Raw genomic sequence first — 9,422 nt, 5'->3', positions numbered from 1 at the left:
TGGCAGAAGTGGATCGAGTCGGGGTCGCCGCCGTGCTCGCCGCAGATGCCCAGCTGGCCCGGCCAGGGAACCCGTCCACTGATCTGGAGGCCCCCACCCGTGAAACCCTACCGAGTCATCGTCACCACGGTGCTGAGCGCGCTGGCCGGTGCCACCGTGCTGGTGCCCGCCGTGCTGAGCTCCCCCGCCCAGGCGACCCCGCCCACCCCCGGCCCGATCGTCAAGCTGTGGAGCTGGAACTGGAACTCCGTCGCCAGGGAGTGCACCGACGTCCTCGGCCCCGCCGGGTTCGGCGCGGTCCAGGTCTCCCCGCCCAACGACTCGATGTCCAAGGGCGGCACGGTCTGGTGGGACATCTACCAGCCCGCCCGCTACACCCTCACCAGCAAGTTCGGCAACGAGGCCGCGTTCAAGAACATGATCGACGCCTGCCACGCCGCGGGCGTCAAGGTGCACGCCGACGCCGTCATCAACCACATGACCGGCCAGGGCAGCACCAGCTACGGCGGTTACACCTTCGGCAAGTACGACTACCCCGGGCTGTACTCGGCGGCCGACTTCCACTCCCCCACCTGCGTGATCAACGGCTCGGACTACACCAACGACGGCGGGCGGGTGCAGAACTGCGAGCTGGTCGGCCTGGCCGACCTCGACACCGGCTCGAACCACGTCCGCGACCAGATCGCCGGATACCTCAACAGGCTGACCTCGCTGGGCGTGGACGGCTTCCGGATCGACGCCGCCAAGCACATCAACCCCGCCGACCTGTCGGCGATCAAGAGCAGGCTGAACGGGTCGCCGTACATCCACCAGGAGGTCATCCAGGGCAACGGCGAGGCGATCTCGCCGAGCCAGTACACCGGGATCGGCGACGTCCACGAGTTCGTCTACGGCCGCAAGCTCAAGGAGCAGTTCGGCGGCGGGCAGATCAAGAACCTGCAGTCGTTCGGGCAGAGCTGGGGCCTGTCGGTGCCCAGCGACAAGGCCGTGGTCTTCCTCGACAACCACGACACCGAGCGCAACGGCTCGACCATGAACTACAAGAACGGCGACGCCTACCGGCTGGCCAACGTCTTCATGCTGGCCTGGCCCTACGGCGCGGCGCGGGTCTACTCCGGGTTCGCCTGGGGCAACAGCGAGGCCGGCCCGCCCTCGGCAGGCGGCGGCTTCGTCACCGACGCCAACTGCGGCAACGGGCAGTGGACCTGCTTCCACCGCCAGATGACCGGCATGGCGCGCTTCAACCGCGTCGTCGACGGCGCCCCGGTCGCCAACTGGTACGACAACGGCAACAACGTGATCGCCTTCAGCCGCGGCAACAAGGGCTGGGTCGCGATCAACAACGAGGGTTCGAGCGTCACCCGCACCTTCACCACCGGCCTGCCCGCCGGGACCTACGCCAACGCGGCCGGAAGCGGCTCGGTGACCGTCGGATCCGGCGGCACGGCCTCGGTCACCGTCCCGGCCAGGGGCGCCGTCGCCGTCCACACCGGCGCCGTGGGCCCCGGCCCGACCCCGACCCCGACCGTGACCCCGACGGCCGACCCCGGCCAGGTCGCCACCACGTTCAACGCGAACGCGACCACCACCTGGGGCCAGAACGTCTTCGTCGTCGGCGACGTCGCCGCGCTGGGCGCCTGGAACCCGGCGAACGCGGTCCCGCTGTCGTCGGCCTCGTACCCGGTCTGGAAGGGAACGGTGAACCTGCCGGGCGGCACGGCGATCTCCTACAAGTACATCAAGAAGAATCCCAACGGCTCGGTGACCTGGGAGAGCGACCCCAACCGCTCCTTCACCACCCCCTCCGGCGGTACCGCGACGCGCAACGACTCCTGGCGCTGACCTGTGATCCCGGCGGGACCCGCCCCGCGGGTCCCGCCGGCCCGGACGTCTTCCGGTGGGCCGGTCCGGGCGGATCAGCCCAGGCGCCAGACGCGGACGGTGTCGTCGCCCCCGGCGGTGACCGCGACGGGGCGCCCCTTCAGGTCGGCCAGGGCGGCGCCGAACACGTTGTGGTCGTGGTCCTTGAACGCCTTCCCGGCGCGCTCCCCGGTGTCCAGGTCGTGGACCCGCGCGGTGGAGTCGTTACTGCCGGAGACCACGACGGTGAGCGAGCCCACCCGGCCGACGGCCAGGGAGTAGACCCATCCGCTGTGACTCAGGATGGGCGGGCGCGCCTCGCCGTCACCGGCCGCGTCGTCGATGTGGATCTCCTGGGCGCCACCCCCGGAGAGCACCACGAGCCTGCCGTCCAGCTCGGCCGTGGTGACGGCGGAGACCTGGCCGCGCTGGACGAGGATCGTCTCGTCGGCCCCGCCGCGCAGCGGCCAGCGGCGCACCGCCCCGTCGCCGCCCCCGGTGAACACGACGGGCTCGCCGTCGAGCACGGCGGCCGCCAGGCCGAACACCGGCGCGGTGGAGGCGCGGCGGGGCTTGCCGATCGCGGCGCCGGTCCTCAGGTTCCACACACGCAGGGTCCCGTCGCGGCCGCCGGCCACCGCGACGGGCTCGCCGTCGAGGTCGGCCACGGTGACGGAGAAGACATTGCCACCGGCGTCGATGGGCTTGCCGATCGCCTTGCGGCGGGCCAGGTCCCAGCGGCGCACGGTCCCGTCGTCACCGGCCGACACCGCGACCGCCCTGCCGTCCAGCTCGGTGACCGCGACGGAGCGCACCCAGTTGGTGTGCCCGGTGAGCGTGGCCAGCGGCCTGCGGGTGGCGAGGTCCCACAGCCGGACGGTGCGGTCGTTGGCGCCGGAGACGATCACGGACGCGCCGCCCACCCGGGCGACCTGCACCGTGCCGACGTCGTCGCGGTGCCCGCGCAGCGGGCCGCCGACCGGGGCGCTCTTCCAGTCGCCGGTGACCGCGGTGGGGGTGGCCGCCGGGGACGCGGACCCGCCGGGAGAGGGGGAGCCGCCCGCGGACGGGGAGGCGTCCGGCGAGGGGACGCCGGACGAGGGGGCGCCGGACGGCGGGGCCGAGCCCCCCGGGGAGCCGGACAACGCCGCCGGGGTCGGATCGGCGGGGCGCTCTCCCGTCCCGGCCAGCAGCGGTGGGAGCACGAAGATCCCCACGGCCGAGACCACGGCCGCCGAGACGGCGGCGGCGGCCCCGATCCGCCACGGGCGTGACCGCCCCGGGTCGCGCGATCCGCCCGGCGCGGTCGTCGCCGGGAGCCTCGTGTCGGGCCCCTCCACGTCGGGCCTCCACTCCCGCGGGCCGGTGCCCGGTCCGGGCGGGGGACCACCGGCGTACGGGGACCACGGGATCGGGCGCGGCGGGTCCTGCGGGAACGCCCCCGGCGGGGACGGCGCGTCCCGAGCAATCCCCGGAGGCGGCGTGTCCCGCGGAGACGGTGCCGCCGGAGGGGGCGGGGTGCCGTACCGGGTCTCGCGTGGCGGTGACGGGAACACCGCCCCCGGGGCGGCCGGGGGCGGGGCGAGCGTCGCGGGGGCCGTGCCCGGGTCGGGCACCGGAGGGCCCGTGTCCGAGCCGGGAGCCGGGGCGACCGGGAACGAGGCGGGCGCCGGCGGAACCGGGGACGAGGCGGGTGCCGGGGACGGTCCGGTGGTGCCCAGGGAGGGCTGACGGATGAGCCGGAACAGCAGGTCCGGGGCGGTGGGCCGGTCGTCGGGAGACTTGGCCAGGCAGGCCGCCAGCAGCGGCCGCAACCCTTCGGGCACCTGGGACAGGTCGGGCTCGACGTTGAGGATGCGGTGCAGCACGGCCGGGATGCTGTCCTGGCCGAACGCCGGGCGGCCCGTGGCGGCGAACACCATCGTCACGGCCCAGCTGAAGACGTCGGAGGGGGCGGCGGCCGGCATGCCGTGGATCTGCTCGGGCGACATGTAGGTCGGGGTCCCGACCGCGCCACTGGTCTGGGCGACCGAGGCGTCGAGCGCCTTGGAGATGCCGAAGTCGATGACGCGCGGGCCGTCGTGACCGAGGAGCACGTTGGCCGGTTTGAGGTCCCGGTGCACGATGCCCGCCTGGTGGATGGCGACGAGGGCGGTGACGGTGCTGATCGCGACGCGCTGCAGGACGGCGCCGTCACGCGGCCCCTCGTTCTCGACGGCCTGCTGCAACGACGGCCCGTCGATGAACTCGCTCACCACGTAGAGGTGGTCGCCGCTCTCCCCCGCGTCCAGCACCCGGGCGGTGCAGAACTCGGCGATCTGCCGCGCGACGCTGATCTCCCGCTGGAAGCGGGCCCGCACGACCTGGTCGGTGGCGAACCTCGGGTGCAGCATCTTGACCGCGACGCGCTCGCCGCCCGGATCGCGGGTGTCACGGGCGAGGTAGACCGCGCCCTGCCCGCCCTCACCGAGCCTGGCCTCGATCGCGTACGGACCGAGGCTCGTGGGATCTCCGGGCCGCAGCGCCGTGCCGGCCATCGTGCTCCTCCCCCCGGCGCGCGCCCGCCCGGATCCGATGGGACCCGCCCGGCGGGTCCCGTGCCCCCCGGTCCGCGGCCGGGGGACGCGCCACCCCGCGCGACGTCTTCCGCGAAAGAGCATGCCATCCCCGGCAAGGTACGCCAAACCACTCGTAGGTCCCCTGCCGTCCCCCTTCCTTCCACGACGGGGGGACGGGTGACGGCGTGTCCGGCGGCGCCCCCGGGTGGTGGCGGCGACCGTGTGCGTGAGGCGGGAACGATCCGGCCCCTCCGCGGTGACGACGAGCTCGTGATGTCCTCGGCCAGGTCCTGCTGGCGGGAGAGCGGGTCCCGCACGCCGGCCCGTACCGTCTCCAGGTAGAGCTCCTCCTTGCCGGAGAAGTAGCGGTGGATCAAGACGGAGGGTCACACCATGATCTGGTGGCACGTATATCCCCTGGGTTTCCTGGGAGCCGAGGCCGAGGCGCTGCCCGCGTCCGCGGCCCCGGTGCCCCGGCTGGCGAGGCTGGAGCGGTGGCTGGACCACGCGGCCGATCTCGGCTGCGACGGGCTGGCCCTGGGGCCGGTCTTCGCCTCCGAGACCCACGGCTACGACACCGTCGACCACTACCGCGTCGACCGGCGCCTGGGCACCGAGGCCGACCTGGTCGCGCTCGTCGGCGCGGCCGCCTCCCGGGGGCTCGGCGTGCTGCTCGACGGTGTCTTCAACCACGTGGGCCGGAGCTTCGCCGCGCCGCCGGGCTGGCTGGACGGCGGCACGTTCGAGGGTCACGACCGGCTCGCCGAGCTCGACCACGGCAATCCCGAGGTCGTCGACCACGTCGCCGGCGTCATGGCGTACTGGCTGGAGCGCGGCATCGCCGGATGGCGGCTGGACGCGGCCTACGCCGTCCCGGTGGAGTTCTGGCGGAAGGTCACCGACCGGCTGCGCCCGCGCTTCCCGGACGCGTGGCTGGTGGGCGAGGTCATCCACGGCGACTACGCCGCGTTCGTGGAGAAGGGCGGCCTCGACTCCGTCACCCAGTACGAGTTGTGGAAGGCGATCTGGAGCTCCCTCAACGACCGCAACCTCTTCGAGCTGGCCTGGGCGCTGGACCGGCACAACACCTTCCTGGAGACGTTCGCGCCGCTGACGTTCGTGGGCAACCACGACGTGACGCGCATCGCCAGCAGGCTCGACGACCCCCGCCACCTCGGGGCCGCCCTGGCGATCCTGTTCACGGTCGGCGGGGTGCCGTCGGTCTACGCCGGCGACGAGCGGGGCATGCGGGGCGTCAAGGAGGAGCGCGCCGGCGGTGACGACGCGATCCGCCCGGCCTTCCCCGACGACCCGTCCCTGCTGCCCGCCCTGTCGCCCGGCGGCGGGGAGGTCCACCGGCTGCACCGGGAACTGATCGCCTTCCGGCGGGAACGCCCCTGGCTGACCAGGGCCCGCACCACGGTCACCGCCCTGGCCGACACCGCCCTGTCCTACCGGGTGAGCGACGGCGAGCGGGCGGTGGAGGTGACCGTCGACCTGGGGATGGAGCCGTCCTGGTCCGTGCGGCCCGCCTGAGAGCCCCGCCGCCCGAGGCCTCAGGGCCCGTCCGCACTGTGAGACGTTCCGGATCGTCACTTCCGCGGGCCGGACGGGCCGTCCTGCCGCCGGCCCGCAGGTCCGATCGACAAAAGGAGCGACATGTACTTGTTTGTTTCTCGTTTAGGGGGAAGACGGAGCGCACTCACTTTCAGGAAGAGGGCGAAGATGCCTGTTTCACGAGCAGGGCGTGTGGCCGCGGCGGCGATGCTGGCCGGTTCTCTGGCCGCGTGCGGAGGGGTTGGGGCGAACAAGGGAGCGACCGAGGGGAGCGGTGCTTCGGGGGCGGCGTCCCTGACCACCATGGGGTTCGGTCTTCCCGACGAGATCGCCACGGTGCGGGTGGACGCCTTCAAGAAGGCCTACCCCAAGGTCAATGTGACGATCAACCAGGGCCAGTTCAACGAGCAGGCGTTCCTGTCGGCGGTGGCCTCGGGCAACCCGCCGGACGTGGTCTACCTGGGCCGCGACCGGCTCGGCGGGTACGCCGCCCGGGGGGCCATCCAGCCGCTGGACTCCTGCATCAGCGGCCAGTCGATCGCGACCGGCGACTTCTACCCCGCCGCGCAGCAGCAGGTGCGCTTCGCCGGCAAGTGGTACGCCGTCCCGGAGTTCTACAACTCCATCGTCCTGCTGGTGAACAACAAGGCCGCGCGCGACGCCGGGGTCGACCCGGCGAGCATCGACACCTCCGACTGGGAAGGGCTGGCCGAGCTGGCGAAGAAGATGAACCGGGTCAAGGACGGCAGGATCGAGCGCTTCGGCTTCTACCCCAAGCTGCCGGAGTTCCTGCCGCTGTGGGCCAAGGCCAACGGCGCGGACCTGCTCAGCGAGGACGGCCGCACCGTCAACCTGGACGACCCGAAGGTCGCCGAGGCGCTGGAGTACGCCACCGGCCTGGTGGAGTCGCAGGGCGGGTGGAAGAAGCTCAAGGCCTTCACCGACACGTTCGACTACTTCGGGGAGGGCAACCCGTTCGCCAAGGACCAGATCGGCGCGATGCTGACCGAGCAGTTCGTGATCAGCGCGATGGCCGGGGTCACCCCGGACGCGGACATCACGGTGGTGCCGTTCAAGGACCGCCAGGGCAAGCCCGTGAACATGGTGGGCGGCAACGCCTGGGTCATCCCCAAGGGCGCGCGCAACGTGGACGCGGCCTGCTCGTGGATCAAGACGATGACCGCGGCCGACACCTGGGTCGCGGCGGCCCGCGCCCGCGCCGACAAGCGCGCCAAGGAGGGGAAGGTCAACATCGGCACCTACACCGGCAACGCCAAGGCCGATGAGGTGATCTTCTCCGAGGTGGTCAAGGGAAGCGGCAAGAAGGCCTACGACGACGCCGTGAAGACCATCCGCGCCGTGCAGGAGGCCGGCTTCGTGGTGCCGCAGTCGGCGGCCGCCGCCGAGTTCAACACCGCCTGGCAGGACGCGGGCACGAACGTGCTGCAGGGGCGGCAGAAGGCGGCCCAGGCCCTCGCGGAGGCCGACGCCAAGGCCCAGAAGGCCATCGACGAGGCACAACCGTGAGCCCCCGTCCGGGTGCGCGCGCGGGGAGCCGGCCTTGAGGGCCTGGCTCCCCCGCCCGGAGGCGCGCTGGGCGTACGTCTTCGTGCTGCCGTGGGTGATCGGCCTGCTGCTCTTCCAGCTCGGGCCGATGGTCGCCAGCCTGGTGCTGTCGTTCACCGACTACGACCTGATCAGCTCGCCGCGGTTCACCGGCCTGGACAACTACGCCACGATGGCGCAGGACCCCAAGGTGATACGCGCCATCGGCAACACCGTGTTCTACACCGTGCTGCACGTCCCGCTCTCGATCGGGCTGGCCCTGGGGCTGGCGCTGATCCTGAACCGCATCACCGGCCGGGCGGCCGGGGTCTTCCGGACGATCTTCTACCTGCCGTCCATGACCCCCCACGTCGCCGTGGGCGTGCTCTTCCTGTTCCTGCTGAACGGCCAGGTGGGCGTGGTCAACCAGTTCCTGGCCCTGTTCGGCGTGCAGGGGCCGCAGTGGACCAGCGACCCGGACTGGATGCTGGCGGGCATCGTGCTGATGTCGCTGTGGAACCTCGGCTCGACCACCATCATCCTGTTCGCCGCGCTGCGCAACGTCCCGGCGGAGCTGAGCGAGGCCGCGATGATCGACGGCGCGGGCACGTGGCAGCGGTTCCGGTCGATCACCCTGCCGATGATCAGTGGGGCGCTGTTCTTCGTGGTGATCGTCAACACGATCGCCTCGCTGCAGATGTTCGACCAGGTCTACACGATGTACTTCGGCAACACGCAGGCCCAGAACTCCTCGGGTGACGCCGCCCTGTTCTACGTGATCTACCTTTTCCAGCAGGCCTTCCAGTACCTGCACATGGGTTACGCCTCCGCGCTGGCCTGGGTGCTGTTCCTGGTCATCGCGGTCATCACGGTGATCCAGGTGAAGGTGGGCAACCGGCTGGTCTACTACGAGGCCGAGGAGCGCAGCCGATGACCACCCTGCGACAGGCGCCCCCCGCCGCCGAGCCGGCCGCGCCGGCGCCCGACGACGCCGCCAGGCCGACCCGGAAGATCTTCTTCCTGATCGTGCTGGCCGTCGCCTCGGCGATCCTCATGTACCCGTTCGTCTGGCTGGTCTCGGCGTCGCTGAAACCGCGCGACCGGACGTTCAGCGACCCGTTCCTGCCCTGGCCGACGCCGTTCCGGCCGGAGAACTACGTCTCGGTCTGGGACGCCGCGCCGATGCTGACGTGGCTGGTGAACACCCTGGTCGTGGGCGTCGTCGCCGCCCTGGCGGTGACGTTGTCGAGCGCGTTCGTCGCGTTCGGCTTCGCCTACTTCCGCTTCCGCGGCCGGGGCCTGCTGTTCGCGAGCGTGCTGGGCACGATGATGCTGCCCGGCGCGGTCACCCTGGTCCCGACGTACCTGATCTGGAACTCGGTGGGGCTGACCGGCACGCAGGTGCCGCTCTGGGCGGCCAACCTGTTCGGTTCGGCGTTCTACATCTTCCTGCTGCGCCAGTTCCTGCTGGGCGTGCCCCGGTACGTCTTCGAGGCCGCGCGGGTGGACGGCGCCTCGTACCTGGACCTGTTCCGGCGGATCGCGCTCCCCCTGTCGCGGCCGGCGCTGATCATCGCGTTCGTCTTCGAGCTCAAGGCGAGCTGGTTCGACCTGATGAAACCGCTGATCTACCTGCAGGACCCGGCGCTCTACACGCTGCCGAGGGGGCTGAAGGCGGTGGTCGACCAGTTCTACCAGGGGGGCGACCCCAAGTGGGAGATCGTGCTGGCCGCCAGCGTGATCACCACGCTGCCGCTGATCGCGATCTTCTTCCTGGGGCAGCGGTACTTCCTGCAGGGCATCGCCACCACCGGCCAGCGAGGCTGAGACCGGCTCCGGACGCGTCTCGGCGGCCAGCGCCGCCAACCTCAGGGCGCTGCTGGCGGGCTCGCAGATCATGGA

The 9,422-nt window shown here is 71.9% G+C and carries 6 protein-coding genes; 5 read left to right on the top strand and 1 reads right to left on the bottom strand.

Annotated elements, in window-relative coordinates:
- Positions 1-99 precede the first annotated feature (99 nt).
- The gene (locus AB0G16_RS37665; protein WP_362815638.1) at positions 100-1,842 is read left to right on the top strand and encodes a carbohydrate-binding module family 20 domain-containing protein; all 1,743 of its coding nucleotides are present in this window, start codon (positions 100-102) and stop codon (positions 1,840-1,842) included.
- 74 nt (positions 1,843-1,916) lie between these two features.
- Here the strand turns inward: AB0G16_RS37665 and AB0G16_RS37660 are convergent, their stop codons facing one another.
- Entirely contained in the window at positions 1,917-4,397 is a 2,481-nt protein-coding gene (locus AB0G16_RS37660; RefSeq protein ID WP_362815636.1) for a protein kinase, read from the bottom strand.
- 414 nt (positions 4,398-4,811) lie between these two features.
- Between AB0G16_RS37660 and AB0G16_RS37655 the strand changes: the two genes are divergently transcribed.
- The 4 genes from AB0G16_RS37655 to AB0G16_RS37640 all read left to right on the top strand — a co-directional run bounded on the left by AB0G16_RS37655 (position 4,812) and on the right by AB0G16_RS37640 (position 9,347).
- The gene (locus tag AB0G16_RS37655; protein WP_362815634.1) at positions 4,812-5,954 is read left to right on the top strand and encodes an alpha-amylase family glycosyl hydrolase; all 1,143 of its coding nucleotides are present in this window, start codon (positions 4,812-4,814) and stop codon (positions 5,952-5,954) included.
- 324 nt (positions 5,955-6,278) lie between these two features.
- Positions 6,279-7,502, top strand: coding sequence for an extracellular solute-binding protein (locus AB0G16_RS37650; RefSeq protein ID WP_362815632.1), 1,224 nt, complete (start codon positions 6,279-6,281; stop codon positions 7,500-7,502).
- A gap of 34 nt (positions 7,503-7,536) precedes the next feature.
- Positions 7,537-8,454, top strand: coding sequence for a sugar ABC transporter permease (locus tag AB0G16_RS37645; RefSeq protein WP_362815630.1), 918 nt, complete (start codon positions 7,537-7,539; stop codon positions 8,452-8,454).
- The gene (locus AB0G16_RS37640) at positions 8,451-9,347 is read left to right on the top strand and encodes a carbohydrate ABC transporter permease (protein WP_362815628.1); all 897 of its coding nucleotides are present in this window, start codon (positions 8,451-8,453) and stop codon (positions 9,345-9,347) included. Before AB0G16_RS37645 ends, AB0G16_RS37640 begins: the two co-directional genes overlap by 4 nt.
- The last annotated feature ends 75 nt before the right edge of the window (positions 9,348-9,422 follow it).

Source organism: Streptosporangium sp. NPDC023615 (genome assembly GCF_040640155.1).
In the GTDB taxonomy this organism is placed as follows: Bacteria; Actinomycetota; Actinomycetes; order Streptosporangiales; family Streptosporangiaceae; genus Streptosporangium.
The sequence above is the reverse complement of the archived record's forward strand: the minus strand, read 5'-3'. Positions and strand labels throughout refer to the sequence as shown.